The 26,079-nt window shown below is 70.2% G+C and carries 18 protein-coding genes; 13 read left to right on the top strand and 5 right to left on the bottom strand.

All coding sequences use genetic code 11. The annotated features are described in order from the left end of the window. Window positions 1-2,919: a biotin/lipoyl-containing protein gene (locus tag WMF45_RS18790; protein ID WP_437718251.1), complete on the top strand. Its 2,919-nt coding sequence runs from the start codon at window positions 1-3 to the stop codon at window positions 2,917-2,919. A 42-nt stretch (window positions 2,920-2,961) separates the two neighbouring features. Here the strand turns inward: WMF45_RS18790 and WMF45_RS18785 are convergent, their stop codons facing one another. Further along, window positions 2,962-3,450: a hemerythrin domain-containing protein gene (locus WMF45_RS18785; RefSeq protein WP_437718250.1), complete on the bottom strand. Its 489-nt coding sequence runs from the start codon at window positions 3,448-3,450 to the stop codon at window positions 2,962-2,964. Between the two features lie 264 nt (window positions 3,451-3,714). Between WMF45_RS18785 and WMF45_RS18780 the strand changes: the two genes are divergently transcribed. Genes WMF45_RS18780 through WMF45_RS18770 form a run of 3 tightly spaced genes read left to right on the top strand, consistent with a single transcriptional unit; the run spans window position 3,715 to window position 6,380 of the window. Then, the gene (locus WMF45_RS18780; protein ID WP_437718249.1) at window positions 3,715-4,317 is read left to right on the top strand and encodes a hypothetical protein; all 603 of its coding nucleotides are present in this window, start codon (window positions 3,715-3,717) and stop codon (window positions 4,315-4,317) included. A 27-nt stretch (window positions 4,318-4,344) separates the two neighbouring features. Continuing rightward, window positions 4,345-5,016 (top strand): winged helix-turn-helix domain-containing protein, encoded by a 672-nt coding sequence (locus tag WMF45_RS18775; protein ID WP_437718248.1) that lies wholly within the window; start codon window positions 4,345-4,347, stop codon window positions 5,014-5,016. After that, window positions 5,013-6,380 carry a sensor histidine kinase gene (locus WMF45_RS18770; protein ID WP_437718247.1) on the top strand — a complete coding sequence of 456 codons (1,368 nt, stop codon included), beginning with the start codon at window positions 5,013-5,015 and terminating at the stop codon, window positions 6,378-6,380. The genes WMF45_RS18775 and WMF45_RS18770 overlap by 4 nt, the downstream gene beginning before the upstream one ends. Before the next feature lie 34 nt (window positions 6,381-6,414). On the opposite strand, the gene WMF45_RS18765 is transcribed toward WMF45_RS18770, so the two are convergent. Beyond that, complete coding sequence (locus WMF45_RS18765) at window positions 6,415-7,125, bottom strand: serine/threonine protein kinase (protein WP_437718246.1); 711 nt, start codon at window positions 7,123-7,125, stop codon at window positions 6,415-6,417. Window positions 7,126-7,363: 238 nt separating this feature from the next. Here WMF45_RS18765 and WMF45_RS18760 point away from each other — a divergent pair, with 238 nt between their 5' ends. Together WMF45_RS18760 and WMF45_RS18755 are read left to right on the top strand one after the other, a co-directional pair. Next, window positions 7,364-7,930 (top strand): hypothetical protein, encoded by a 567-nt coding sequence (locus WMF45_RS18760; RefSeq protein WP_437718245.1) that lies wholly within the window; start codon window positions 7,364-7,366, stop codon window positions 7,928-7,930. 407 nt (window positions 7,931-8,337) lie between these two features. Next, window positions 8,338-9,249: a fibro-slime domain-containing protein gene (locus tag WMF45_RS18755; protein ID WP_437718244.1), complete on the top strand. Its 912-nt coding sequence runs from the start codon at window positions 8,338-8,340 to the stop codon at window positions 9,247-9,249. 24 nt (window positions 9,250-9,273) lie between these two features. On the opposite strand, the gene WMF45_RS18750 is transcribed toward WMF45_RS18755, so the two are convergent. Next, window positions 9,274-11,691, bottom strand: a complete 2,418-nt coding sequence (locus WMF45_RS18750; protein ID WP_437718243.1) for a type VI secretion system Vgr family protein — start codon at window positions 11,689-11,691, stop codon at window positions 9,274-9,276. 475 nt (window positions 11,692-12,166) lie between these two features. Between WMF45_RS18750 and WMF45_RS18745 the strand changes: the two genes are divergently transcribed. After that, window positions 12,167-13,687, top strand: a complete 1,521-nt coding sequence (locus WMF45_RS18745; RefSeq protein WP_437718242.1) for a hypothetical protein — start codon at window positions 12,167-12,169, stop codon at window positions 13,685-13,687. 90 nt (window positions 13,688-13,777) lie between these two features. Here WMF45_RS18745 and WMF45_RS18740 read toward each other — a convergent pair whose 3' ends face one another. Next, the gene (locus tag WMF45_RS18740) at window positions 13,778-14,641 is read right to left on the bottom strand and encodes a hypothetical protein (RefSeq protein WP_437718241.1); all 864 of its coding nucleotides are present in this window, start codon (window positions 14,639-14,641) and stop codon (window positions 13,778-13,780) included. Between the two features lie 374 nt (window positions 14,642-15,015). Here WMF45_RS18740 and WMF45_RS18735 point away from each other — a divergent pair, with 374 nt between their 5' ends. The 6 genes from WMF45_RS18735 (at window position 15,016) to WMF45_RS18710 (ending at window position 24,565) form a co-directional block, all read left to right on the top strand. Beyond that, entirely contained in the window at window positions 15,016-16,959 is a 1,944-nt protein-coding gene (locus WMF45_RS18735) for a DUF2169 family type VI secretion system accessory protein (protein WP_437718240.1), read from the top strand. Window positions 16,960-17,111: 152 nt separating this feature from the next. Next, the gene (locus tag WMF45_RS18730; RefSeq protein WP_437718239.1) at window positions 17,112-19,511 is read left to right on the top strand and encodes a type VI secretion system Vgr family protein; all 2,400 of its coding nucleotides are present in this window, start codon (window positions 17,112-17,114) and stop codon (window positions 19,509-19,511) included. Window positions 19,512-19,742: 231 nt separating this feature from the next. Further along, window positions 19,743-22,406, top strand: a complete 2,664-nt coding sequence (locus WMF45_RS18725; RefSeq protein ID WP_437718238.1) for a DUF2169 family type VI secretion system accessory protein — start codon at window positions 19,743-19,745, stop codon at window positions 22,404-22,406. After that, window positions 22,393-23,502 carry a pentapeptide repeat-containing protein gene (locus tag WMF45_RS18720; RefSeq protein ID WP_437718237.1) on the top strand — a complete coding sequence of 370 codons (1,110 nt, stop codon included), beginning with the start codon at window positions 22,393-22,395 and terminating at the stop codon, window positions 23,500-23,502. The genes WMF45_RS18725 and WMF45_RS18720 overlap by 14 nt, the downstream gene beginning before the upstream one ends. A gap of 10 nt (window positions 23,503-23,512) precedes the next feature. Next, complete coding sequence (locus WMF45_RS18715; protein ID WP_437718236.1) at window positions 23,513-24,166, top strand: DUF3540 domain-containing protein; 654 nt, start codon at window positions 23,513-23,515, stop codon at window positions 24,164-24,166. A 9-nt stretch (window positions 24,167-24,175) separates the two neighbouring features. Beyond that, window positions 24,176-24,565 (top strand): DUF4150 domain-containing protein, encoded by a 390-nt coding sequence (locus WMF45_RS18710; RefSeq protein ID WP_272095087.1) that lies wholly within the window; start codon window positions 24,176-24,178, stop codon window positions 24,563-24,565. Here the strand turns inward: WMF45_RS18710 and WMF45_RS18705 are convergent. Continuing rightward, window positions 24,535-26,034, bottom strand: coding sequence for a flavin-containing monooxygenase (locus tag WMF45_RS18705; protein WP_437718235.1), 1,500 nt, complete (start codon window positions 26,032-26,034; stop codon window positions 24,535-24,537). The genes WMF45_RS18710 and WMF45_RS18705 overlap by 31 nt on opposite strands. Between the last annotated feature and the right edge of the window lie 45 nt (window positions 26,035-26,079).

The raw sequence follows: 26,079 nt of genomic DNA, 5'->3' as shown, positions 1-26,079 counted from the left end.
ATGGATGGATTCGAGACCAAGCGAGGTTACGACCGCAACCCCAGGGTGGTGCGCGACCGCAGGCTCGGCCGCTCGAGCTCGGCGTGGGCGCGCTCCTTCGCCGCCGACGACGTGCGGCCGCTGATCGTCTGCCGGGGCCCCATCCGGAAAGAGGCGATGGATGTCTTCGCCCAGATGGGGATCGAGCACTACGGCATCCTCCTCTCGGAGAAGGACTCGATCGTCTACACGCACGCCCTGGCGCCGGAGCTGCGCTGCGTCCACCCGGCGCACGTGCACCGCGTGAAGGACTATACCGGCGCCACCAAGGACGAGCGCGTCAAGCTGATGCAGGAGATCGTCGCGATCGCCCGGGCCGGCGGCTACACGCACGTGTTCGCGGGCTACGGCTTCATGGCCGAAGACGGGGAGTTCGTGCGCACGCTCGAGGAGGCCGGGCTCGTCTTCATCGGCCCGCGCTCGTCGGTGCAGCGCGCCGCCGGGCTCAAGGACGAGGCGAAGCGGACGGCGCTCGCGACCGCGGTCAGCGTGACGCCCGGCATCGACGACGCGACCCGGCGGATCGTGCTCCGCAAGTGGCCCGATCACGCGGCGCTGCGCGCGGCCGCGGCGGAGCGCGGGCTGCTCGGCGAGGGCGCCGCGGGCGCGCGGCTCGCCGACGGGATCCCGCTCGCCGAGGCGGCGGACGCCCTGCTCGCGGCGGCGTACGCGCAGCGCGTGGATCTCTACACGACCGACGAGCTCTGCGAGGAGCTCGAGCGGGGCGCGGCCGAGCTGCTCGCCCGCCACCCGGGGCGGCGGATCCGGCTGAAGGCCATCGGCGGCGGCGGCGGCAAGGGGCAGCGGCTCCTCGCCGGCATCGCGCCCGACGCGGCGGAGCTCGAGGTCTCGGCGCGGGCGCGGGCGACCCAGGTCCCCGCGCTGGCGCGGGAGGTCCTCGCGGAGGTGAAGGCCGCGGGCGTCGGCGACAACAAGAACATCCTGCTCGAGCTCAACATCGAGGAGACGCGGCACAACGAGATCCAGCTGATCGGCAACGGCGCGTGGTGCGTCGCGCTGGGCGGGCGCGACTGCTCGCTGCAGATGCACGAGCAGAAGCTGCTCGAGGTGGCGATGACGCAGGAGGGGCTGCTCGAGGCGATCGAGCGGGCGCGCGCGGCCGGCGAGGCGCCGCGCGCGGCGTCGCTCGAGCGCGAGCTCGCGTCGCTCGCCCGGATGGAGGCCGAGGCGGAGCGGTTCGGGCAGGCGGTCGGGCTGAACTCGGCCTCGACGTTCGAGTGCATCGTCGAGGGGGCTCACCACTACTTCATGGAGGTCAACACCCGGATCCAGGTCGAGCACCGGGTGTCGGAGCTCTGTTATGGCCTCCGCTTCGAGAACCCGGCCGATCCGGCCGACGCGTTCGAGGTGACCTCGCTCGTCGAATGCATGGTCCTCCTCGCGCGCCACGGCGAGCGGCTGCCCCGGCCGATCCGCGTCCGGCGGGAAGGGTCCGCGGTGGAGGCGCGCCTCAACGCGACGAACGGCGCGCTGGAGCCCCACGCGGCCGGCATCATCGTGTCCTGGAGCGATCCGCACCCGCACGAGATCCGCGACGATCAGGGCATCTGCGTGAAGAACCCCGACACGGGGGTGTTCATGCATTACCGGGTCGCCGGCGCCTACGACAGCAACATCGCGCTCCTCGTGACCTACGGCGCCTCGCGCGAGGAGGCCTATCAGCGGATCTGCGAGATCCTGCGCAGGACCACGCTGCGCGGCAGCGATCTCCAAACGAACCTCCTGTTCCATTACGGGCTCGTGCACTGGTTCCTCGCGCGGAGCGTGTGGACGAAGCCGACGACGCGCTTCGTGGTCCCCTACATCACGCAGGTCGGCCTGCTCGCGGTGGAGCTCGGGGGGCTCGATTTCGATGCGATGTGGGCCGAGCTCGGCGCCCGTCACGAGCGCCGCCTCGCGGCGCGGGCCGGGGCCGCGGAGGCGACCGGCGGAGGCGCGTTGAAGAAGGTCTTCACGCTGAAGGACACGCTGGTGCGCCGTCCCGTGGAGAAGATCTGCGCGGAGCCGCACCTGCTGTCGGCGTGGCTCAGCCGGAACATGGAGTCGTTCGAGATCCGGTCGGGGCGGGTGCGCTGGCTCAAGAACCCGATCGAGGTGCTCGCGGACACGTACTGGCTGCTCAACATGACGCCGCAGCCGCAGGCGCCCGCGGCCCATGTGATCTGGGATCACGACCAGGAGGTGCTCTCGCGGGCGCTCGGCTTCTACCGGCGCGTCGGCGAGCGGATGGGCCAGGCGGGCGGCGCGCCTTCGTGGCCCGAGCTGCGAGCGCACCTGTCCCGGGATACAGCGCCTCAGGGCTACGACGCCGAGCTGTGGCGGCGGGTCCGCGGCTCGCACCTCGGCTTCCAGGCGGGCCTCGAGCTCCTCGACGCGCTGGTCCTCGCGGGGGACGCCGCGCGCTTCTTCGAGCTCCGCGCGCGGGAGGACGGCACGGTCGACATCCCCGAGCGCCTGCTCGATCGCGAGCTCTCGGCCCGCATGCGCAAGGTGCTCGCGCCGCCGCCCGCCATGCGGGCCAACGAGATCGTCGCGGTCACCGGCGGCATGTTCTATGCGCAGGAGGCGCCGGATCGGCCTCCGCTCGTGACGAAGGGCAGCCATTTCGCCGCCGGCGATCCGCTCTACGTGATCGAGGTCATGAAGATGTTCAACAAGGTGCTCGCGCCGTGCTCCGGCACCATCGAGGAGGTGCTCATCGACGGCGGCGAGGGGACGATCGTGCAGAAGGGCCAGCCGCTCTTCCGCGTGAAGCCCGACGAGGTGCTCGTGGAGGAGGACCCGGCAGAGCGCGCGCGCCGCCGGCGCGAGACGACGCTGCGGTACGTCGGCGCGATCTTCGACGCCGAGGGCCCCTGAGGCTGCGCGCGGGCTGAGGCGCCGCGGGCCGCGTCGGCCCGGTCAAGGAGCCCGAGGCCCCGGCGCGGCCGTCGAGGACCGGTGAGCGGCGCGCTTCACGGCGTCGCGCGCCGCGGCGAGCCCATCGAGCAGGCGCGCCACGGCCGGCTCGGGCAGCTCCCGGTCGGCCCACGGATACAGCCCTTCCTCCTCGTGGGCGGCGTGCTGCCGCAGCGCCCGGACGAACGCCTCCACCCGCTCTTCCCGCAACGTGTGGAGCTCGATCGCGACCCCCATCTCCGCGATCAGCTTGCGGATGCCGAGGTGCTCGGCGCGAACGGTGCCCGCCTCCTCCGGGTCGAAGCGATCGAGCACCGGCAGGAGCACCGCCTCCTCCGCCTCCATGTGCGCCGAGAGGTCGCGCTCGAACGCTCCCCACATCTCGCGCGCCGCCTCCGCATCGCCGGCGTGCATCCGGTTGAGCAGGCCCTCGAACACCTCGTCCAGCCGCTGATGATCCGAGCGCAGCGCGTCGTACAGCCCCTTCTTCATGATGTCCTCCGATCCAGGGACCGAGCATGAGACGTACCAGCGCCGAGCCCCGCCGGCAGCGCGGCGCCGCGCGGCAGGAGGTGCAAACGCCGCGCGTCGGCGCAACGCGCCCGGCGCTCGCTTGCGGGCGGGCCATGGGGGCCGGGCGGAGGGGTGCAGGAGGCGTGGGCGCTGGGCGCCGCGTTCTCATGAAATTCTCATGATCGCCACAGGTCCGGTCCAGGTTCCGGGAAGACGTTGAGGGCTGAACCGAGCGAGGTCCTCATGAACGCAGCGCATCTTCACCTCATCATCAACCACCTCCCCATCGTCGGCTTCGCCATCGCGGCGGTGCTCCTTATCTTGGCGTTCTTCCATCGCGCCGAGCGCGGCGCCTTGCGGTCCGCGGTGCTCGTGCTGGTGCTCTCGGCCGCCGGCGCCGCCGCCGCTTACCTGAGCGGCGAGCCGGCCGAGGAGGTCGTCGAGCGCCTGCCGGGCACCTCCGAGCAGGCCATGGAGGTCCACGAGGAGCGGGCCGGTGTGGCGACCGCGCTCGCGGGCCTGACCGCGCTCGCGGGGATCGCGGCGCTGCTGCTCGCCGAGCGCCGCCGGACGGCGCCCGGCGCGCCGGCGGCGATGACGCTCGCCGACGCGCCCGAGCGCCGGCGGACGGTGTCCAGCGCGCCGGTGGTGATCACCCTCGGAGGCGCGATCCTGACCAGCGGCGCCATGGCCTGGACCGGCGCCGCGGGCGGCGAGATCCGGCACCCAGAGGTGCGCGGTGGCGCCCTGGCCGCCGAGCCTGCCCGAGGCCAGAGTGCACCGGCCGGCGAGGCGACGCCTGCCGCCGGCGCGGATCGACGCGAACGGGACGAGGACGACGACTGAGCCCCGGCTCGAGCACGGCGGAGACCCATGCGCATCCTGGTCATCGAAGACGAGCGTAAGATCGCGGGCTTCCTGCGCCGCGGCCTCGCCGAGGAGGGGCACCAGGTGCACGTGGAGGAGGACCTCGCGGGCGCCCGGCGCGCGCTCGCCCAGGGCGACTATGACCTCCTCCTCGTCGACCGCGCCTTGCCCGACGGTGACGGCCTGGACCTCATCCGCGAGCTCCGCCGCGGCGGCGCCGCCACCCCGGCGATCTGCCTCACCGCGCGCGACCGGGTGGGCGAGCGCGTGGAGGGCCTCCACGGCGGCGCGGACGACTACCTCCCCAAGCCGTTCTCGTTCGAGGAGCTGCTGGCGCGCATCGCCGCCGTGTCGCGCCGCGCCGGGCGCAGCGAGCGCATCGAGGTGGCCGACCTGCTGATCGATCTCGCGGCCCACCGGGTCGAGCGCGCCGGGCGGGAGATCCACCTCACGGCGAAGGAGTTCGCGCTGCTGCGCGCGCTCGCGGAGAGCGCCGGCCGGGTGCTCAGCCGCACCCGCCTGCTGGAGCGCGTCTGGGACGTGGGCCACGACCCTGGCACCAACGTCGTCGACGTGGCCGTCAGCGCGCTGCGGGCCAAGGTGGATCGCGGCTTCGCGCGCCCGCTGATCCACACGGTGCGGGGCGTCGGTTATGTCCTCGAGGAGCGGCCGCGGTGAGCCGCTCGCTGGCCGATACGCTCGTCGCGGGCGCGGTCACCGTGGTGCTCGGCGCGCTCGCGGGCGTCGGCGTCGGCACCGCCGCGCTGCTGCACGAGGCCGAGGTGCGCTCGCTCGATCGGGCGCTGCTCGCCGCGGCCCACGAGCACGCCCACCCGGAGGCCCCCGGCGCGTGGGAGGTGGAGCACAGCCGCTCGCCGGCGTCGGTGTGGGTCTCGCGCCAGAGCGACCGGCGCGTCCCGGCGGATCTGGCGCGGGAAGCGCTCGCCGCGGAGCGCCCGACCGCGGGCGACGTCGGCGATCTCCGCCTCCTGGTCCTGCCGGCCGAGGTCGAGGCCGTGCGCGACGGACATGGCGAGCACGTGCTCATCGCCGCCGCTGCCCCGCGCGTCACCCTCGCGCGCAGCGTCGGCCCCTTCGCCGCCATCTACGGCGCGCTCGCCGCCGCCGCCGCGCTGACCGCGGCGCTGCTGCTCCGGCGCACGGTGCGCCGCGCGCTCGCGCCGCTCGATCGCGCGTGCGCCGAGGCCGCGCGCGTGACCGCGCTCGCGGGCGGCGACCGCCTCACCGAGGCGGGCCCGGCGGAGCTCCGCGCCCTGCTCGCCGCCGTGAACGCGCTGCTCGACCGCCTGGACGCCGCGCACCGCGCCCAGGTCCGCTTCACCGCCGACGCGGCCCACGAGCTGCGCACCCCGGTGACGGCGATGCTCGGCGAGATCGAGGTGGCGCTGCGCCGGTCCCGCGGGGCCGAGGAGTACCGCGAGGTGCTCGAGTCCGTGCGCGAGGAGGTGGAGCGCCTGCGGGGCCTCGTGGAGGGCCTGCTCGCGCTGGCCCGGGTCGACGCGGGCCAGGTCGAGCAGGGCCTCGAGCCGGCCGGCGCCGTCGCGCTGGCGGAAGAGGCCGCAGCCCACGAGCGGCCGGGGCTGGTCCGCGCGGGCTGCGCCTTCGAGCTCGACGCGCAGGGTGACGCCGATCTGCGCGTGCACACGGCGCTCGTGGAGGCGGCGCTCGCGAATCTCCTCCGCAACGCGGCCGCCTACGCCGCGGGCGCGCCAGTGATCCTGAGGGTCGTGCCCGAGCCCGACCGGGTGGTCTTCCAGGTCGACGATCGAGGCCCCGGCGTGCCGCCCGGCGAGCGCGACGCGGTGTTCGACCGCTTCACGCGCACCGGCGAGGGGCGGCGCCGCAACCGCGCCGGCCTCGGCCTCGGCCTGCCGCTCGCGCGCGAGGTGGCGCGCCGCCACGGCGGCGAGTGCTGGCTCGAGGCCGCGCCGAGCGGCGGCTGCCGCGCGGTGCTCACGCTGCGCCGCCCCGCGGCAGGCCTGGGGGCGCCCGCGCCGCCGGAGACCGCGCCTGTGCCTTAAGGGCCAGGACCGCGGTCGCGGCCCCACGCCTCCTTCAGGACGGCCATCTCCGCGTCCCGCCCGTACAGCTTCTGGGGGATCTGGAGCTGATCGGGCGCGTCGTGCTCCCCCGGTGTGAACGGCTTGATCGTGCCGTTCCGGGTCCACTCGGCGAGGCATCTCTCCAGATCGCGCCGGAGGCCGCGAGCGCTCTGATAGCGATCCTCCGCCCCGTCTGCTCCGGCGCGAGGTAGGGGAGCGAGCCCTCGATGAGGCGCGCCGGCTGCGTTGGCCGGTGCTCCCGGGGGAGACGCGACGCGAGGCCGAAGTCGGTGATCTTCACCTCGCCGCTCGCGGGGCTCACGAGGATGTTCTGGGGCTTCAGGTCCTTGTGGATGACGTCCTTGCCGTGGATCTCCGCGACCGCCCCGGCGATGCGGATGGCGACCGGGAGGAACCGATCCATGGGCATCGGCTCGCCGAGCAGGCCATCGAGGGAGTCAGCGCCCTCGTCCACGAGGACGAGGGCGTGCATCCCCTGGTACGTCGCGAGGGCGAGCGGCCGGACGACGGCGGGGGTGTCGAACAACGTTCCGAGCTCGTACTCGCGCCTGAGCTGCTCGAGCTCCTTCGGTCCGCTGCGGCGCGGGTCGAGCACCTTGAGGATGACCGGATGGCCATCGGCGTCCCTCCGCGCGCGATGAACGACCGCCCTCCCCTCGCCGGAGAGCGTCTCGAGGATCGTGTACCGGGCGGCGGGAGTCATGGGTGAGGACCTGAGGGGACACCCGGCGCTGGGTAGTGCTCAAATTTGCCCGGAGAGAGTTCACATGAAGGCGGGAAGGCGGGAAGATCATTGATCTCTTCTTCCCGCCTTCATGTTCAATTTTGAGCACTGCCAAGCCGCGGTTCGCGCCTGTCCGGGCCCGTCGCTGCCACCCGGGGCGCTGGCCTGCCCCCGCCGGATGCGGTACCTTCCTTGCCGAGCGCGCTCGCGCGATGGGATGACCGACGAACCGAAGGTCAAGGGGGTGGCGTTTCGCTCCGTGGTGGCGAGCTTTGGCAAGCTGCGCGGCGAGCCTGTCCAGAAGCGCAGCCTGGATGAGATGTGTGAACCGCTGCGCGACGGCATCCGCTACGGCAGCCTCGTCTCCACCGGCTGGTACCCGATCGCCTGGTACAAGGACCTGTTCCAGGCCATCCGGCGCACGACCGGCGAAGGCAAGGAGCTCATCCACCAGATTGGCCGCCAGTGCACGCACGACGACATGAGCGGTATCTACAAGGTCATCGCGAACCTCATCTCCCCTTCCACCCTCTTCTCCCTCGGCCAGCGCGTCTTCTCCAACTACTATTCCGCCGGCCACGTCCGTGTCCTCGAATCCCGCCGCGGCTTCACCCGCGCTCTCTGGATCGGCTGCCAAGGCTTCGACGAGAACATGTGGACCGAGGTCATCGGCTCCTGCGAGCAGCTCCTCGTGATCGGCGGCGCCGACCACGTCCGCCAGCGCATCATCTCCGGCGGTGGCGACAACGACGATCACCTCGAGTTGACGGCTCACTGGAGCTGAGGCCCCGTGCGGGGCGTCGGTGAAGCGATCGCGGCCACGCGAGCACGACGTCGCGCTCCCCATCCACGAGCCGGAGGGCTGCGACCCGGGAGCCCGGCGCTGGATCAGCCCCGGTGAGGGCGCGCGCCTCGCCGTGCGCGTGGTCGGTGGGATCGCGTTTTGATGAAGGACCCGTCGGATGCCGGCATTCAGACGAGCGGGGCACATGAGCGAACCGAAGCGGTGGATCGAGGAGGAGGGAGGCGCCCCGGCCGGGGCGCGCGAGCTGCTGCGTTCGGCCGCGCGCCCGCGGCCGATGACGCCCGTCGGGTGCGCCGCCTCATCGGCAGGGCCCCTTCGGGCGCCGCCCCTCGAAACGACGCGTTCACATGAGCTTGCCTGCCGGACCGGCAAGCTCGGAGGCATCCATGCGACAGGAGACGATCTCGATGAAGCTAGCCCAGCCCACGGCGGCCAACCGCGCGGGCACCCCGCGATTCCTGGCCGTCCTTCTCTCGACGGGCACGGCGCTCGCGGGGTGCACCACCGAGATCGCCGTCATCGGTCGCGACCTCGGCGCCACGACATCGTCGTCGCCCGCCTCGTCCACCGCCGGCGGTGATGACCCCGGCATCCTCGATCCCGGCGCTGGCGGCGGCTCTCTCCAAGGCACCGCCGGCGCTGGCGGGGACGAGCGTTGCGAGCCGAAGCTCGCGGGGGTGGTGCGCGACTTCAAGGCCTTCGGCCTTGACGGCGGGCACCCCGACTTCGAGACCTTTGCGGGCGACGGCCTGAAAGGGATCGTCGAGCCCGAGCTCGGCCCCGACGACAAGCCGGTCTATGCCCATGAGGGCGGGACGGAGCACACGACCGGGCCCGAGGCGTTTTATCAGTGGTATCACGACGACCCCACGGTCAACGTACCGATCCGGTACGACGTCCCGCTCCAGGTGAGCGAAAGCGGCCTCGGGCTCTTCTCGGGAGACCAGTTCTTCCCCATCGACGATCAGGGGTGGGGCAACGAGGGGCGGGACCACAACTTCGGCTTCACGTACGAGCTCCACATGACGTTCGACTACCAGCGCGGCGGCGTCTTCTTCTTCAACGGCGACGACGACCTCTGGGTGTTCATCAACAGGCGCCTCGCGATCGACATGGGCGGGCTCCACGTCCCGACCTCGGCGCTCCTCGAGCTCGACGCGCACGCCGAGGAGCTCGGCATCGAGGTCGGCAAGGAGTATCCGCTCGACTTCTTCTACGCGGAGCGCCGCGGCAGCAGCGCGGTGTTCACGATGATGACGTCGTTCAGGTTCACGAACTGCGACCCGATCCTGAAGTAGCGCCGACGGTCTTCGATCGACGGATCACTTGAGGATATGCAGCTGTGAGTGCCTCAGGTCGAGGTGGCACTTCATCCTGTGTATCTCGACACCGACATTGATCCCCTTCGCCTTCAGCTTCGATATACTGATCTCCTTCACCTCGTTCGGGGCCTTCTTGAACGCCAGCCCATCGATCCTCTCGTACTTTGTCCCTTTGATCCTCTCGACCCGTCTCCCGATCTCCGTTTTATAGAGACCATTCACCACGCTGGTGGCGTTGCCTGTGACGGTGCTCTTCCTCCACGCGTTCACCGTGGAGGTGACTCCGCCGTTGAACGTGCTGGTGGTCCTGCCCGTGATCTGCGTGACGCTCCCCCCCTTGTGAATGGTGGTCGTTCTCCCGTCGTGAAAGTCGGTGGTGGCGCGACGACGGATCTCCGTGGTCCTCGTCCCCTGAACGGTCGTCTTGCTGTTGCCTCGAATCGTCGTCTCGTTGTCTCCAACGACCGTCGTCTCGCGATCATCGCGGAAGATGCCCGTGTCCTTGCCCTGGATGGTGGTGGTGCGGGTCTTGCCGACGTGCAATCGGCTATGGCCATCGATCTCGACATTGCGATTGGCGTTGAGCGTGGTCTTGTCGTCACCATCGACGGTCGTGGTCCGCTTCCCCCTGATGAGCGTCTCCCGGTACCCACGAACGGTTATCTTGTCGTGACCATAGATGTTTGTCCTGCGCCAGCGCCCGACCACGCTGTCCGAGTATCCACCGACGACGTTGCACGAGTAGAGCCCGGTGACCGACAGACCGAAGCCTAGCACCACATTCTCGGAGAACCCCCCGGTGACCGTCGTTCGGTTGAGACCCACGATGTTCTCGGCGGAGAGCCCGACGAACGCGAACGCGTTACCCCACGTCTTCGACTCGAGCGTCGCTCCGAAGTTGGGCGCCCCCATCCGGATGTAGGTGTTCGAATGGGGCGTCGACAGCGTGATCCGCTCCTGCCCCGCCTGGTCTTCCAGCTCGAGGCGATTGCGCCCGCCCGTCTGGATCACGTTCCGCGTGCTGTTCCCCGCCGTGACCGGGCTCGGCGTCAGCGCGTTGGGCGCGACCCCGACGATGGCCGGCCTGTCGGGATCGCCTCCCGCGAAGGCGCACATGACCTCGACGCCAGCTCGGAGCGGGAAATGGAAGCCCTCGATGCCGCCGCCATGGGGCTGGAGCATCCGAACCCAGGTCGACGCCTTCCCCCCGCTCAGGTCGCTCTCGTCGAAGTGAAACTTGACCCGGTAGCGACCATGGCTGTCGATCTGGGCGTAGTCGCTGACCGCCGCGCCATCGACGATCGCGGTCTCGGTGCCGTAGATGCGCGGCCACTCGGTGACCTGCGGCGCGCGGAACTGCGTCGTCGCGGCGATGGCCTTGGCCTCGATGCGGTAGCTCTCCTCCCACGGCGCGAGCTCCCGGAGCTCGGGGACGCCCGGGGCCTGGTTCGACCAGTGCTCGATCTCGGTGGTCAGATACCTCGTGTTGAACGCGGCCCGCGGATGGTCGTCGAGCTCGAACGTGAACCCAGGGATCAGCGTCCCCGCCGCGCCCATCGCCTGGTGGACGACGCCGGCGGCGGAGAGGCTCTCGGCCTTGATCCGCGCCAGCCGCGCCCCTTCACCCGGCGAGAAGAACCGCGCGCCGTACAGGCTGACCTCGCCGAATCCGCTGGCGCAGACGGGCGCCTGCCCGGCGACCGCCACGGCCGGATTGGTGTAGTCATAGTCCTTGAGGCGGACCGAGCCGGGCGTGGCGCCATGCCGGCACGTGAAGGCGCGGAAGGCGTCTCTCGCCGTGTTGACGCCGCCGCTTTGCGGGTAATAACGGACCGGCTTGTCGCCATGGGGCTGATGGACCGACCGATCGTCGACCAGCACCAGCGTCTCGCCGCCCTCCCCGTGCTCGAAGTAATAGTAGATGCCCTCGCGCTCCATCCACCGGGCGATGAAGGCATAGTCGCTCTCGCGGTACTGGCAGACATGCTCCTCGGCGCCGTAGGCGCCCCGGAGCTGGAACGCGCAGTCCGTGACGCCGCCCTTCTGAAGGACATCTTGAATGATCGCCGGGACGGTCTTCTCGCTGAAGACACGGCTGTGAAGCGACAGGGTGAGCAACGCGAGGCGCGGGACCATGGTGGCCCTGAAGACGCACCGACCGGCAAGATCGTTGACCAGCTCGATGCTCTCAAGCACGCCGCTCCGGAGGAAGCGCGGGCCGCCGTCGCTCCGGTCGAGGGAGAGGGTCACCGGCTTGCCCACGGCGGCGGCCATGTCCAGATCGTGGCCGACGTCGTTGGTCATCGTCAGGTAGAGCTCGAAGCGATAGAGCTTCGAGATGCCCTCGGTGCCATGAAAAGCTACGAGCTTGGTGGAGGAGGGCAAGGCGCTCGAGTGAACGACAAACAGTTCGGACATGGGGGAACCTCACGGGTGAGTAAAGGGTTCAGGCGGCGGCCCGGAGCGCGCCGACGCTCTCGGGCTGCGCTGCGGGATCAGCCGCCTCCGCTGCTGCGGCGCCGAGGAGCGTGAGCGGGAAGACCATTTCTCGGAACAAGCTCGTCTTTTTGTTCTCCTGGGAGTTTCTTGATGGAGGGGACCGTCCCCATCCCGGTCTCCCTCGCGTCTGGTGGATGCTCCGGTGGCGGGCCGTCCTTCACCAAATCGTCCGCGGCCGTCTCTTCATCTCCGGTCCCCCTCCCTCACCGCCCGATGCACCGCTCGTTCCGGTGCCGGCCGGCGAAGATGGCTCCGAGAGGGAGGTTCGGTGACACCTGCGTCTCTTTCTCGGCGTGCATCGGCGTGGTGAGCCCGTGACGACGCGGAGAATTGCGCGGCTCAGGGCTTGACCTCGCGGCCGGCCCTCCGGCAGACTCCCGCGCCTCGAGCACCTATGCCGCACAAAGTCTGCGTCGCCACGCCGTTCGCGCTGGCGTCCGCCTTGCTCCTCCAGGCCGGAGCCGCCCGCGCGTCGGGCGCGCTGGAGATCACCGGCGCTCCCACGAGCGCCAACGGGCTGAACGCACGGGCGCTCGCGCGGGGACCGGAAGCCGCGTTCTTCAACCCGGCGCTCCTGCCGTACGCGCCCGCGACGACGCAAGCGGGCTTCTTCGTGCTCGTCACGCACGGCGACATCACCCTGGCCCCGCGCCCCCCGGGCGTCGACGTGCCCGAGTCGGTGTACGATGGCCAGATCCGGAATCCGGACGGCTCGACCTCTCGGCTCACCCACCGGCCCTTGCCGGGATCGAAGCTCCCGAGCCCGCGGGGCGACACGCGCGATCGGCAGATCAACAGCTACGCGACGCTCGGGTTCGTGCGGCCGCTCTACGAGGACCGCCTCGTCCTGGGCTTCTACGCCCTCTTGCCGCTCAGGAGCTTCCAGGAGCAGCGGGCCTTCTTCGCCGACGAGCGCGCGCAGTACTTCTCGAATCGGCTGGAGTTCGAGCTGCTGGGAGATCGCTTGTCGGTCACCAGCCTGGCCGTGTCGATGGCTGGCCGGCTCACCCGCTGGTTATCCGTGGGGGCGGGGGTCGACGTCACGATCGGCACCAGCGCGCGGACCGCCGTCCACGTGCCCGACGCGAGCGACCAGCGGACCGCCCTCATCAACCCCGACGTGGAGGTCGAGAGCGTCTTCGCTCCTTACTTCGCCTTCACGACCAGCCCGGCCCCCTGGCTGCGCCTCTCGGCCACGCTCCACCTCGCCTCGGCGTCGGACACCGACGGCGAGAACAGGATCCGCTTCTGGAACACGACCTATCCGGAGGGCGAGACCTCGGTCCCCCAGGCCTATCGCTTGACGCTCGGGCACCAGCCGACCCGCGTCGGCGTCGGGGCCTCGGTCATGGGCCCGCCGAGCGAGGACCGAGGGGGCGAGCGCGCCGCGCGCTCGAAGGGCCCGGCGCCGCCCTCCTGGGAGATCGGCGGGCACGCGCTCCTGACGCGATGGTCAGAGTACCGCGATCGGCACGCGGAGACCCCGCCCGACCCGTGGTCGAGCACGGTGTCCGTGGGGCTCGGCGGCGCGGTCGTGCTGGGGAGTCGCAGGTTCTCCGCGGACGTCGCCTTCACGCCGTCTCCCGTGCCGGACCAGACCGGCAGGACCAACTACGTCGACAACGCGCGCCTCGCGGCCAGCGCCTCGTTCGAGACGCCTGTGTCGCTCTTCGGCGCCGACTTCGGCGTGGGAGCGTTTCTGCACGGCCAGCTGCTCTTGCCACGGGAGGTGTCGAAGAGCCCGTCCGCCAGGAACCCCGTGTTCGACGAGGTCCCCGACAACCTTGTCGACATCGTGAGCGGCGAGCCGCTCGACGGCGTGGAGGGGCTGCAGACGAACAACCCAGGTTATCCCGGCTTCTCCAGCGGCGGCTGGCTGGCCGGCGCCGGCTTCGTCCTGCGGCTGCCCGAGTGAGCAGCGCAGCGAAGCCGGCGTCCTCTCGATCGTAGGCGTAGGCCCGGAGGCGCTCGGTCACGCGGGGCGCCGCGAGCGCCCGGAGGGGCTTTACTGGAAGAGCGTGTCGGCCCTTTCCTTGATCCAGGCGCAGTCCGCGTCATCAGGGATACGAACCATCACGAAGGTGCTGTTGCACTCCTCCGGATCGGGATACGTCCTCGAGGCGGCCATGGTCGCCTTGAGGCTCGCAGGATCCGTCTCGAGCACGCTCTGCTCCGACACGAACCCGAGTCGACCCTCGATGCGATCGGTCGCGACCGCCACGCCGTCGAGCTCGGTCCGCGCCCGCTCGGCCACGTACACCGACCCGTCGATGAGCCCCTGGAGCTGAACCGTCATCCCCGGGTGCCCGTCCTCGTCCTGATCGACGACGCGGGCGTCCTCCGGATCCGTGGGCAGCTCGTCCTGCGCCGGATCGCCGAGCGCCGCGCCGATCACCTCGTGGAGGGGCCCGAGCTTGTAGCGGAGCCCCCCTTCGCTCGCCGCAAACGTGCCCTCGCGGGTCACCGGCGCGAGCGCCCCGCGGAAGCTGTCCGGGATGACGGCGTGCACGATCGCATCCGGGTCCTCGGTGTAATGGTCGCAATACGTGCCCTGCAGGGAGATGGCGTCTCCATTCTGCTGCTGCGTGATGAGCATCACGCTGGCGATTCGCGTCTGGAACGGCGGGAGACCCTGCGCCTGGGTGAGCTGCGACCCGATGGCGCGGTACGCCCACGTGCCGGAGACATCGGTGACGTCCGGCGCCGCGGTCGGCGCGCAGCCCGGCGACTCCCCGCCCGCACCTCCCGTCCCCGTGGAGACCGCGCTCGTCGTCGCGCCCGTCGTCGTCGCGCCCGCGTTGTCAGCGGGATCCGATCCGCAACCCAGGAGGGGCAATGCAAGCAATCCAGCGAACAGACAGTACTTCATTCAAAGCTCCATGCATCGCTGGCCCGCGCGTCGACTCGGCCGTGAGGCGGGCCGCTCACGGTCGTCCATGGCCAGCTCGTCTGCGTTCGGACGACCGGCGCGGTTGTTAGCATGAGCGCGCGCGGTGGACGCGCGTCGACGCACCGGCTCCTCATTTTTCCGGCGCATCCCGCTTGAACGCCCGAGCGCAGGCGTGCGGGGACGCTGCTGCTCGACCCGCCGGCGATGAGAGGTGCCGCGCGCCGGCGCTGCAGTCACAGACAGATCGCGAGATTGCCGCGCGCTTTTAACACAAGCGAGGGTACTCAACGCGGGAGGCGATTCATGGTGCCGAGGCGAGCCATGGCCGGGCGCGGCCGTCGGAGAGCACGATCATGAGCGCGCTCCTGCGCGGCGCCGTGACGCCGCTGCAAGGCGCCGCGGCCGCCGCGATCGCCTGGCGCACGCAGGGCCGGCACCACATCACCGTCATCGCCAAGGCGAGCTTCGCCTTTGCGATCGATTCGGTGATGTGGCGGACCGCTCCGCAGGAGATCCTCCGCGCCGAGGTCCACCATGGCAAAAACCCGGCGCGGAGCGTCCGCTGGAGCGGGGACCTCGCGCCCTACCTCGGTCGCGCCGATGTGGTCTTCACCGGAGACGCGCACGCGCCGCGCGGCACCGAGGTCCAGTCCTTGCCGGTGCGGGTCGCCGTCTACAGCGCGGGGGGCTGGGTGCTCGACAAGCGCCTCCTCGTCCGCGACAAGGTCCCTTTCCGGCACCTACCCCTCGTGTACGAGAGGGCGGTTGGCGGCGCGAACGGGTGGGAGAACCCGTTCGATGGGGAGCCGCTGGACGGCCCGGCCAGCATCCTCGACCTCCAGGATCCCGCGCGCCTCGCTGGCTTCGCGCCGCTCGCGCACGCCTCGCCGGTGCGCCGTCGGCTGCTCGGCAGCACGCCTCGCAAGGCGCTCGAGGGGCCGAACGCCGACATCCCCGCGGGCTTCGACTGGTCGTACTTCCAGGCGGCGCCCGCGGACCAGCGGATCGCATTCCTGCAAGGCGATGAGTGGATCGTGCTCGAGCACGTGAATCCGGCGGCTCCACGGCTTCAGATGCGCTTGCCCGGGGCGCGCGGGGTGGCGCGGATCCGGGGGCTCGCCGACTCCGCCGCGGCAGACGGCGAGGTGCTCGAGCTCAACGCCGACACGCTTCGCATCGACGGCGTCGAGCAGCGCTGCACGGTCGTGTGGCGCCGGGTCTTCCCCGTCTCCGGCGAGGACGCCCTCGCGTCCGTGCGGATCGTGGCCGGCGTCGAGATCGAAGGCGAGGAGATCGCATGGCCCGACGTGCGCCTCGAGGAGCAGGAGCGCGCGCAGCCGGCGCATCCGCCTTCCCTCCGCCTGGGCCCCCAGGAGACCGCCCGGATCAAGGAACTTCCCAGCGGGGCGGGCGAGGCGCGGCTCGCCCCGGATCTGCCGATCAGCCTCTCCGCAGAGGACGTCGAGATCGTCGACCCTCCGTTGTCCGCGGCGTCACTCTTTCAAACGCTCGCGCTCCCCGTGGAGCCGGACGAGCCGTCGATGCGCGCGCCGGCGCTCCCCTTCGGGCCTGCAGCCCCTGCGCCGGAGGAGCAGGGCCAGCCTGGGCCGGTCGCAGATCCAATCCCTGCCATCTTCACCAGCACGACGCTCCTGTCGAGCGAGGACGAGGCGCGGGCCACCGGTCAGCCCGCGACGCCGTTCCCTGCCGCGCCGCCGCTTCCGCCGCGCGTCGCGCCCGAGCTTCCGATCCCTGGCGCGCCCTGGTCCGGCGAGCGCGCTTCGCCGGCGCCTTCCGCGCCCGTGGGGCCGCTCCCGCCGCTGGGCGAGGGCGACGAGGTCAGCGTCGAGCGGTGCGCGATCGTCGCGGCGGAGCTCGCGGAGCGGCCGATCCCCCGGGCCGACGTGCTCCGCGCGCACGGCCTCTCCGAGGAGCGCTGGGAGCAGGCCGAGGCGCGATGGCAAGAGGCGATGGCGGAGGAGGCCCGACGCCCCGAGCGACCGCTCCGCGATCGGTTCGACGCAGCCTATCTGGCCGCCTGGGAGGCCATCCGCGGCGTCCTGCATCCGACCGATTATGCGCGGCTGGTCGTCGCGACCGAGCGCGACGGTGCGGCCGCGGCGCTCGATCCGCTCGCCATTCGACGCACCGTGTGGGCGCAGATGAAGCGGCTCTGGGCCAGGCGGCTCGCCGGCGATCCGCGCCTGAGAGCCCACGTCGAGGCCGAGATCGCGACGCTGCGCGGGGCGCCGCGGCGGCCCGAGGGCAGCAATGCCCCAGCGGCGCAGGCCGGATGATCCGCGCGATGCGACGTCAGGCATGCAGATCGCACGACGGCGCCGCGCCGTCGCGGCATGCAATCATCGCCTTGCTTTCCAGGAATCGCCTCCACAGTCGACGTTCTTCCTGCGCCAGGAGCTAACGCGCACCGACAACGGGGATTACAACCATGCAAGATGCGTTCACCGTCAGCGCCGGCGCGTTCCCTGCCGCCACGCGGGTCATTGGATTTCGAGGAACAGAGGGGCTGTCGAAGCCGTACGTCTTCGAGATCCATCTCGTGATGACGAACTACGCGGGCCAGGATCTCGACCTCGCCGACGCCGTGGGCACGAAGGCGACACTCCGCCTCTCCCCGCCGGACGGCGGGGCTCCCCTCCTCGTGAACGGCATCTTCGCGACGGTGGAGCTCATCCACGCGTTCGGCGAGCGCTCCGTCTTCCGCGCCGTGCTCGTGCCGCAGCTCTGGAAGCTCACCCTTTCGCTGCATAGCCGGGTCTTCACCGACCAGACGGTGCCCGACATCATCAAGACGGTGCTCTCGGGCGCCGGGGTCTCGGAGTACGAGCTCAGGCTGATCGGCAGCTACAAGCCGCAGGAGCACGTGTGCCAGTACGGCGAGAGCGACTTCGACTTCATCTCGCGGTGGATGGAGCGCGAGGGGCTCTATTATTACTTCGAGCAAGGAGACGACGGGGAGACGCTCATCATCACCGACGACAAGGGCGTCCACGTCCCGCTCGGCCAGAAGGCGGTCCGGTACGTCCCGCAGTTCGGCGAGCACAGGGCCAAGGGAGAGGTGCTCTGGACCTTCACGTGCCGGCACACGTCGATGCCGTCCAGGGTCCGCATGAGCGACTATGATTACAACAATCCGGCGATCGAGATCTCCGGCAGGGCGCCCGTCGCGGCGAAGGGGCTCGGCGAGATCAGCGTCCACGGCGCGCGTTTCTTCACGCCGGCCGAGGGCAGCCGCCTCGCGGCCGTGAAGGCGCAGGAGCTGCTCGCGGGCCAGGTCGTCTACCACGGCACCGGGGCGGCGTTCAGCATGCGCCCCGGGTACACGTTCGAGCTCGAAGAGCATCCGAGGCCGGCGCTCAATGCGGTGTATCTGGCCACCGAGGTCGAGCACTGGGGCAACCAGACGGGCTGGGCGCCCGAGCTGATGCAGATCATCGGGCTCACCTGGGACGAGGTGTATCGGATGGAGGTCAAGGCCGTCTCCTCGACGGTCCAGTACCGGGCGCCGCAGCGGACGCCGTGGCCTCGTATCTACGGGACCGAGCACGCCGTCGTCGACGGCGCGGCGGACAGCGAGTACGCGCAGATCGACCAGCACGGTCGCTACGCGGTCAAGCTGAGCTTCGATGAGAGCGACCTGCGGGGCGGCAAGGCCTCGACCTGGGTGCGCATGCTCCAGCCGCACGGCGGTGGCACCGAGGGATTCCATTTCCCCCTGCGCAAGGGCACCGAGGTGATGTGCACCTTCCTCGGCGGGGATCCGGACCGCCCCGTCATCGCCGGCGTCGCCCCCAACGCGCTCACGCCGAGCCCCGTCACCTCGGCCAACAGGACGAGGAACGTCATCCAGACCGGGGGCAGGAACCGCATCGAGCTCGAGGACCAGGCGGGCTCGCAGCGCATCACCGTCAGCACGCCGACCGAGAACACGATCCTGCGCATGGGCGCGCCCAACGATCACCACAATTTCATCTCCAGGACGGACGGCACCGCCCTGATCAAGACGGGCAAGTCGCTCGAGATCGAGACGGGCACCTGGAGGAAAGATCACGTCGTCGATCAAATGGAGATCGAGGTCGGCGGTACCCTGAAAGAGACCGTCACCGGCGCCGTCACGGAGATTTACAAGGACACGAAGAGCGAGACCGTCACCGGCGCCGTCACGGAGATTTACAAGGACGCGAAGAACGAGACGGTCACCAAGCCCGTCACGGAAAAATACCTGGACACCCAGACCACCACGGTCACCAACCTGCGCAAATCCGAGCACGGCACCGAGGAGACGACCGTCCACGGGAAGGTCACGGAGCGGTACGAGGGCCATCACGAGACGAAGGTGACGACGGGCGGCCGGTACGAGGAGACCACCGGCCTTCACGACCAGAAGTTCAACGATGGCTGGAAGGTCGACATCCCGGGCGGCAACGTCGAGCACATCGCGAAGGGTGACTACATTATCCAGGCAGAGCACTTCAGAGCGAAGGCCAAATCCGACTATCGCGAGATCAATGGCCTCAGGATTCAAAAGACCCAAGGTGGCCTGTTCAACTTCACGTACGGCTACGGCACCCTGAACGTCGTCGCGCCGCAAAGGACGGAGCTGGTCGCGGGGGTGAAGCTGGATGTCATCGTCGGGGTGAAGGCGGAGGCGGTCCTCGGCCTCAACGTCAAGAACGCCAAACTGGTGGTCAACAAGAACTACCTCGAGGTCTGGCAGAAGGGCGTCGAGCTGGGTAGCTCGGCGGTGACGGTCACCAGGCATGCTGGGGCGAGGGTGACCTCGACGGGGGCTCAGGTCTGGCAATCCTTCATCCACATGTTCCACTAGTGCCTCGGGTGAGAGATCCTGTCAGGGATCGGTGTCGCGAGGGGAGAAAGATTTCAACGCAAAGGCGCAAAGACGCAAAGGCGCAAACCTGCACAAAATCTGTTCTTTTTTGCGTCTTTGCGCCTTTGCGTCTTTGCGTTGAGATCTCTCCCCATAACGTTGGCCGGACTTCTGGCGGGCGGAACTAGCGCGGCGCCCAGCAGAAGACCGCGAGAGCCTGCTGCGAACCTCATGAAGACGATCAAGCCGAACCGGCTGGGGCTGCTCACGAAGGTGTTCGAGAACGACGGCGAGCCGTACCTCGTCGTGACGCTCCTCGTCTTCTTCCCGTTCGAGGCGCCGAGGCGCCTGCTCTACGAGCAGAGCCTCTGGAGGTTCGCCGGCGCGGAGCTCGGGAGCGACGCCATCCTCGACGAGTGCATGCCCAAGCTCCGGGGAGAGCTGCTCGTGAACGGCCGCTGCTTCACCGCGGGCGCCGTGCCGCGCGCCGCGTGCTCGGTGCGGGTCCAGCTCGGGGCGATCGACAAGACGCTTTATGTCGTCGGAGACCGCCGCTTCGAGCTCCTGGGGATGACCGATCCGGAGCCGTTCACCGAGATGCCGATCACATGGCGGAACGCCTTCGGCGGCGAGGGCTACGCGCCGAACCCGCTCGGCAAAGGCTTCGCGCCGGTGCGCGGCGAGAATGGCACGGTCCACCCGTTGCCCAACATCGAGGATCCGCGCCGCCTCGTCCGGTCGCCCGGCGACCGGCCCCCGCCCGCCGGGTTCGGAGGTTACGATCCGACATGGCCACAGCGCTTCTCCAAGGTCGGGACGTACGATGAAGCGTGGCTCAAGGAGCGCTTCCCCGAGCTCGCCAGGGACCTCGACTGGAGCTTCTTCAACACCGCGCCGCCGGACCAGCAGATCGAGGGGTATTTCCGGGGCGACGAGGCGTTCGTCATCGAGAACATGCACCCCGGGAAGCCCCGGATCGAAGGGGCGCTGCCTGGGGTGGCGACGCGGTGCTTCATCAACCAGAAGACCGGCGAGGGGGAGTCCTTCCGGGAGATCGCGACCCGCCTTGACACGGTCCGGCTCTTCCCCCACCACGAGCGCGGGATCCTCGTCTATCGCGGGGCGCTCAAGATCCGTGAAGACGACGCGGCCGACGTGCTCCACATCGTCGCGGCCTGCGAGGCGATGGGCGAGCCCAGGCCGGGCGAGCATTACCGAACCGTCATGGCCCAGCGACTCGACAAGGAGAAAGGGCACCTGTTCCTGCTGCGCGACGCGGACCTGATGCCGCCTCCGGAGCCGGGCGCGGGGCCGCTGCCGGACGACCCTCAGGCGGAGATGACCAGGCTGCTCCAGTCGGAACGGCTCTGGCAGCAGCGCGCCCGCACCAAGATGGAGCGCGACGTCGAGGAGCTCAAGGCGAAGATCCGGGCGCAGGGGCTCGATCCGGAGCCGCTCGTCGCGCCGCTGCCGCCGGACGAGGACGTGATCGAGCCCAGCCTGGACGAGCTGCCGGCGTACGTCGAGCGGGCGATGACCGAGGCCGAGAAGGCCAAGGCGGACGCGGAGGCGCGCCGCGCGGCCGAGGAGCAGAGGGCGCGCGCCGAGTGCGCGAAGCACGGATTCGATTACGACGCGATCATGGGCGACCGGCAGAAGGAAGCCGGCGGCCCGCCCCGCTTCTCGGCCAGGAAGGAGATCGAGCGGCTCGAGGAGGTCGCCCAGATGGCGCGGAACGGCGGGGTCGAGTGGCCCGAGCTCGAGGCGCAGCTCGGTGATCCGGAGCTCGCGGCGCGCCTGTTCGAGGTCGAGGAGCAGATGCGCTCTGCCTACCGGAAGTTCGCACACCACTACCCGGCGGCCTCCCGGCTGGGCGGCGAGGAGGCCGCTCGCGTGCGGGAAGAGGTGATCGCCGGGCACCGGGCCGGGGAGAGCTTCGCGGGGCGCGATCTCACGGGCGCCGATCTCTCGCACCTCGACCTGCCGGGCATCGATCTCGAGGGCGCGCTGCTCGAGGCCGCGGTCCTCACGGGCACCCGGCTGTGCGGCGCGAACATCGCGGGCGCGGTCCTGGCAAAGGCCAACCTCCTCGGCGCGGATCTCACCGGGGCGAACCTCGCCGGCGCGAACTTCGGCGGAGCGAACCTCTCCGACGTGAAGATGGGCGGCGGGCTCGACCTCACCGGCGCCGTGCTGGCCAGGGCCAACCTGTCGGGCGCCGACCTGACCGGCGCGCGCCTGTCGGACGCCGACCTGTCCGAGGCGACCTTCGATGGGGCCGACTTCAGCCGCGTGACCGCGCGCAACCTCGTCCTTATCAACGCCAACCTCTCCGGCGCCCAGCTCGCCGGCGCAGACCTCGAGCAGTGCACGTTCATCGAGGCCAGCGTGGAGGGCGTCGACTTTCGCGGCGCGAACCTCCGCGCATCGGTGTTCATCACCGGCAAGGGAGACGGCGCCGTCTTCCGCGGCGCCAGGCTCGACAACATCCGCATCATCGCGGGCTCGTCGTTCGCCGGCGCCGACTTCCGCGGCGCTTCGCTCGAGCAGGCCAACCTTCGGGGCACCTGCCTCAGGGGGAGCGACTTCACCGAGGCCAACCTGCGGAGCTCCGATCTCAGCGAGTGCGACCTCACCGGCGCTCGCCTGGATCGCGCCGTCGCGGTGGGCGCCATGCTCACGCGGACAGACCTCACGGGCGCCTCGCTGTCCGGCATCGATCTGATGGAGGCCGTGCTGCAGAAGGCGAAGGTCGATGACGCGAACTTCGAGAGGGCCAACCTGTTCCGCGTCGACGCCGCGAAGATGCGCGGAAACGCCGCGACGAGCCTGAAGGGGGCCAATGTGAAGTACGTGCGCTTCGTCGCGCCGCCGGAGAACCATGGACAGAAATGATCTGGTCGAGCTGGTCCAGGGCGGCGAGATCATCTCCGACGTCGACCTCTCGGGCGTCGACCTCTCGGGCGCCGACCTCTCCGGCGCGATCTTCGACAAGGTGAGCTTCGCCGGCGCGGACCTCTCGCGCGCTCGGCTGAAGGAGTCGACAGCCACCGGCTGTAGCTTCAGCGGCGCGCGCCTGTCCGGCGCCAACCTGCACCTCGCGGCGATGGTGGACTGTGACCTCACGGGGGCGAAGCTGGACGGCGCCTCCCTGATCGCAGCGCAGCTCACCGGCGGCGATCTCTCGGGGATCGACCTGAGCGGAGCAGACCTGACCCTCGCGAGCGTTATCAACACGAGCCTCTCGGGCGCCCGGCTCGCGCGCGCCAACCTGGACCGCGCCGCCCTCCTGGACGTGCGGACCGAGCGGATCGACCTCTCGGGCGCCGTGCTGAAGCAGACGGCGCTCGTGCGCGCCGATCTCTCGACCGCGACCCTCGGCGGCGCCGTCTTCGAGCTCGCCGTGCTCGTGGAGGGGAAGCTCGCGGGCCAGGACCTGCGCGGGATGTCGTTCACGATGACGCAGTTCACCGGCGCCGATCTCAGCGGCTGCGACCTCTCCGGCGCGACGCTGACGCAATGCGGTTTCAAGGACGCGAACCTCTCCGGCGCAAAGCTCGACGGCGCGCTCGCGGGCCGGGCGCTCTTCGTGAATGCCAACCTCACCCGCGCGAGCCTCGCCGGGGCCGTGCTCAAGGAGTCGGTCTTCGTGGGCGCTCGCCTCATCGAGGCCAACCTCTCCGGCGCCAACCTGGAGATGTGCATCCTGACCCGGGCCGCGTGCACGGGCGCGCGCTGGAACGGCGCCAACCTGACGTACGCCGACCTCTCCCACGCCGACGTCTCGGCCAGCGACTTCTCGAGGGCGACCCTGTTTCGAGCGCGCCTCCATCGGATCAAGGACGAAGGGGCCGTGTGGTCGAGCCGGGCGGCCGCCCTCGGCGACGACGCGGATCTCGCCGAGGCGGAGCAGTGGCAATCACGGGTGTTGAGCAGCGGCCGGGGGAGCTCGGAGCCTCCGGCCGTGGGTGTCGAGACGTCTACACGTTGACGAGGGAATCATGCGCAGTCTGGCGAGAAAGCAGGAGCCCAGGGCTCTGGTCACTCAGGAGTTCGGCACCGTGGTGCGCGCCGACGGCGCGGCGCTCGTCGTGGAGACCGACGCGGGCGAGCTCCGGGCGAAGCGCGCCAAGGGGTGCCTCCTCGAGCCCGAGGCGGGCGACCTCGTGCTCGTTGCCGTGGCGACCGACGGGCGTTGCTACGTGCTCTCCGTGCTGGAGCGGGAGGACGGCGCGCCCGGGAGCATCGTCGCGGACGGCGACCTGAACATCAAGCTGCCTGCCGGTCGCCTCGGCGTCGCCGCGCAGGACGGCATCGGCCTGGTCTCGGCCAAGGAGGTGGCTGTGGTCTCGGCGGGCCTCTCGGTGAACGCCGTCGACGGGAACGTCGCGCTGCAACGCCTCTCGTTTGTCGGGACATTCCTTCGCGCGGAGATCAGCAAGGCCAAGGTCCTCGCCGGGAGCCTCGACTCCGTGCTGGAGCGGCTCTCGCAGCGGGTGAAGCGCTCCTACCGCACCGTCGAGGAGCTCGAGCAGCTCCGGGCCGAGCGGGTCGATTACGTCGCGAAGAAGACGATGAGCCTGCGCGGCGAGAACACGCTGGTGACCGCGCAGGAGCTCGTCAAGATCGACGGCGAGCAGATCCACCTGGGTTGAGGAGACATCATGTTCGCAAACACGCAGATGGGCGGGATGAACCTCGGGTTTCCGGACGTGTGCCTCACCCCGCCGGTGCCCGCCCCGATCCCTTATCCGAACATGTCCTTTGGCCCGGTGAGCGCGCCGGCCGCGTACAACGTGCTGTTCATGTGCGCGCCCGCGCATAACCTGCTGACGACGCAGCTCATCTCCGTCGGCGATCAGCCCGGCGTCGCCCTGGGGGTCGCGTCCGGCTCGGTCATGGGGCCCTCCCGCCACATCACCGCCGCGTTCACCTGCCTCGTCGGCGGCATGCCGGCCACCCGGCTGACCAGCATGAGCCTGCAGAACTCCACGAACTGCCCCGGAATGCGGATCGTGCCGAGTCAGGTCAAGGTGCTCATCCTGTCCCCCTGAGGGATCTCGGCCGCCTCCCTGGAGAAGACCATGGTGCCGTCGTCCACCGGGCCGAGCTTCATCGCGAGCAGATCGAGCACGTAGTTCTGGCGGAAGCACCACGGCGCCTTCGATCCCTGCTTGGGCAGGTGGTCCGCCGAGCGCCGCACGTAGCCCGACGTCAGGCCGAGCAGCGGCCGAGGATCGGGGATGGATTCCTCAGGGCGCGGCAAGCACTGCCGGTAGCCGTGGCGATCCATGTGGCTTAGCAGCCGGCAGACGTACGTCGAGGCCAGCTCGGCGCGGAGCGTCCACGAGGCGTTCGTGTAACCGAGGCAGAGCGCGAAGTTCGGGACCCCGCCCAGCATCAACCCCTTGTAGATGAACGACCTGCCGGGCTCGAGGACGTCACCGTCGACGGCGAGCTGGATGCCGCCGCAGAGCAGGAGCTCAAGGCCCGTCGCCGTCACGATGATGTCCGCCTGGAGCTCCTTGCCCGACTCGAGCAGGACGCCGCTCTTCGTGAAGGTCCGGATGCTGTCGGTGACCACCGAGGCGCGCCCCTCCCTCACCGCACGGAAGAGATCGGCGTCCGGCACGAGGCAGAGGCGCTGATCCCACGGATCGTAGCGAGGGTTGAAGTGGGTATCGATGTCGAAGTCGGGCGGCAGATGCCGGGCGACGCCGCCGCGGAGCATCCGCCGGGCCAGCTGCGGCGCGCGCTGGCAGATCTGGTAGATCAGCAGGCTGAGCGCGACGTTCTTCCAGCGGGCGACGCGGTGGGCGATGTGCTCCGGCAGGTGCTCGCGGATCGCGTTGGCCATCGGGTCCTCCGAGGGCAGCGAGGCGATGTACGTCGGCGAGCGCTGGAGCATCGTCACATGCGCCGCGTCGGCGGCCATCGCGGGCACCAGCGTCACGGCCGTGGCGCCGCTGCCGATGACGACGACGCGCTTGCCCCGGTAGTCGAGATCCTCCGGCCACTGCTGGGGGTGCACGAGCTGTCCCTGGAAGTCGTCGCGCCCAGGGAAGCTGGGCGTATACCCGCTCTCGTAGCGGTAGTAGCCGCTGCAGACGTACAGGAAGCTGCAGGAGATGCGGACGCGCTCCTCGCCTGGGCCGACGTCCACCTCGACGGTCCAGCGCGCCTGCTCCGACGACCACGACGCGGCTCGAACCCGGTGATTGAACCGGATGTGCCGGTCGATGCCGAGCTCCCGGGCCGTGTCGCGCACGTACTCGCGGATCGACGCCCCGTCCGCGATCGCCTTGGCCTCCTTCCAGGGGCGGAAGGAATAGCCGAGCGTGAACATGTCCGAGTCCGAGCGGACGCCGGGGTAGCGGAACAGGTCCCAGGTACCGCCGATCGCGCTGCGCCCCTCGAGGATCGCGTACCGCTTGCCGGGGCAGCGCGTCTGGAGGTGGTAGCCGGCCGCAATGCCGGAGAGGCCGGCGCCTACGATGAGAACGTCGAAGTGCTCGGTGGACATGCTGGGTTCCCGGGGGCGAGCGCCGTGGCGCTCCAGGACCCGAGC

Origin of the sequence: Sorangium sp. So ce448 (assembly GCF_051520915.1) — a bacterium.
Taxonomy (GTDB): domain Bacteria; phylum Myxococcota_A; class Polyangia; order Polyangiales; family Polyangiaceae; genus Sorangium; species Sorangium cellulosum_B.
The sequence above is the reverse complement of the archived record's forward strand: the minus strand, read 5'-3'. Positions and strand labels throughout refer to the sequence as shown.

What these genes read in the sequence shown, in the direction of transcription:
- WMF45_RS18765 (WP_437718246.1), bottom strand. Translation starts at nt 7,125, where the DNA reads ATGACTCCCGCCGCCCGGTACACGATCCTCGAGACGCTCTCCGGCGAG.
- WMF45_RS18735 (WP_437718240.1), top strand. Translation starts at nt 15,016, where the DNA reads ATGAGCGCGCTCCTGCGCGGCGCCGTGACGCCGCTGCAAGGCGCCGCG.
- WMF45_RS18785 (WP_437718250.1), bottom strand. Translation starts at nt 3,450, where the DNA reads ATGAAGAAGGGGCTGTACGACGCGCTGCGCTCGGATCATCAGCGGCTG.
- WMF45_RS18745 (WP_437718242.1), top strand. Translation starts at nt 12,167, where the DNA reads ATGCCGCACAAAGTCTGCGTCGCCACGCCGTTCGCGCTGGCGTCCGCC.
- WMF45_RS18755 (WP_437718244.1), top strand. Translation starts at nt 8,338, where the DNA reads ATGCGACAGGAGACGATCTCGATGAAGCTAGCCCAGCCCACGGCGGCC.
- WMF45_RS18725 (WP_437718238.1), top strand. Translation starts at nt 19,743, where the DNA reads ATGAAGACGATCAAGCCGAACCGGCTGGGGCTGCTCACGAAGGTGTTC.
- WMF45_RS18750 (WP_437718243.1), bottom strand. Translation starts at nt 11,691, where the DNA reads ATGTCCGAACTGTTTGTCGTTCACTCGAGCGCCTTGCCCTCCTCCACC.
- WMF45_RS18740 (WP_437718241.1), bottom strand. Translation starts at nt 14,641, where the DNA reads ATGAAGTACTGTCTGTTCGCTGGATTGCTTGCATTGCCCCTCCTGGGT.
- WMF45_RS18775 (WP_437718248.1), top strand. Translation starts at nt 4,345, where the DNA reads ATGCGCATCCTGGTCATCGAAGACGAGCGTAAGATCGCGGGCTTCCTG.
- WMF45_RS18760 (WP_437718245.1), top strand. Translation starts at nt 7,364, where the DNA reads ATGACCGACGAACCGAAGGTCAAGGGGGTGGCGTTTCGCTCCGTGGTG.
- WMF45_RS18730 (WP_437718239.1), top strand. Translation starts at nt 17,112, where the DNA reads ATGCAAGATGCGTTCACCGTCAGCGCCGGCGCGTTCCCTGCCGCCACG.
- WMF45_RS18780 (WP_437718249.1), top strand. Translation starts at nt 3,715, where the DNA reads ATGAACGCAGCGCATCTTCACCTCATCATCAACCACCTCCCCATCGTC.
- WMF45_RS18720 (WP_437718237.1), top strand. Translation starts at nt 22,393, where the DNA reads ATGGACAGAAATGATCTGGTCGAGCTGGTCCAGGGCGGCGAGATCATC.
- WMF45_RS18790 (WP_437718251.1), top strand. Translation starts at nt 1, where the DNA reads ATGGATGGATTCGAGACCAAGCGAGGTTACGACCGCAACCCCAGGGTG.
- WMF45_RS18710 (WP_272095087.1), top strand. Translation starts at nt 24,176, where the DNA reads ATGTTCGCAAACACGCAGATGGGCGGGATGAACCTCGGGTTTCCGGAC.
- WMF45_RS18715 (WP_437718236.1), top strand. Translation starts at nt 23,513, where the DNA reads ATGCGCAGTCTGGCGAGAAAGCAGGAGCCCAGGGCTCTGGTCACTCAG.
- WMF45_RS18705 (WP_437718235.1), bottom strand. Translation starts at nt 26,034, where the DNA reads ATGTCCACCGAGCACTTCGACGTTCTCATCGTAGGCGCCGGCCTCTCC.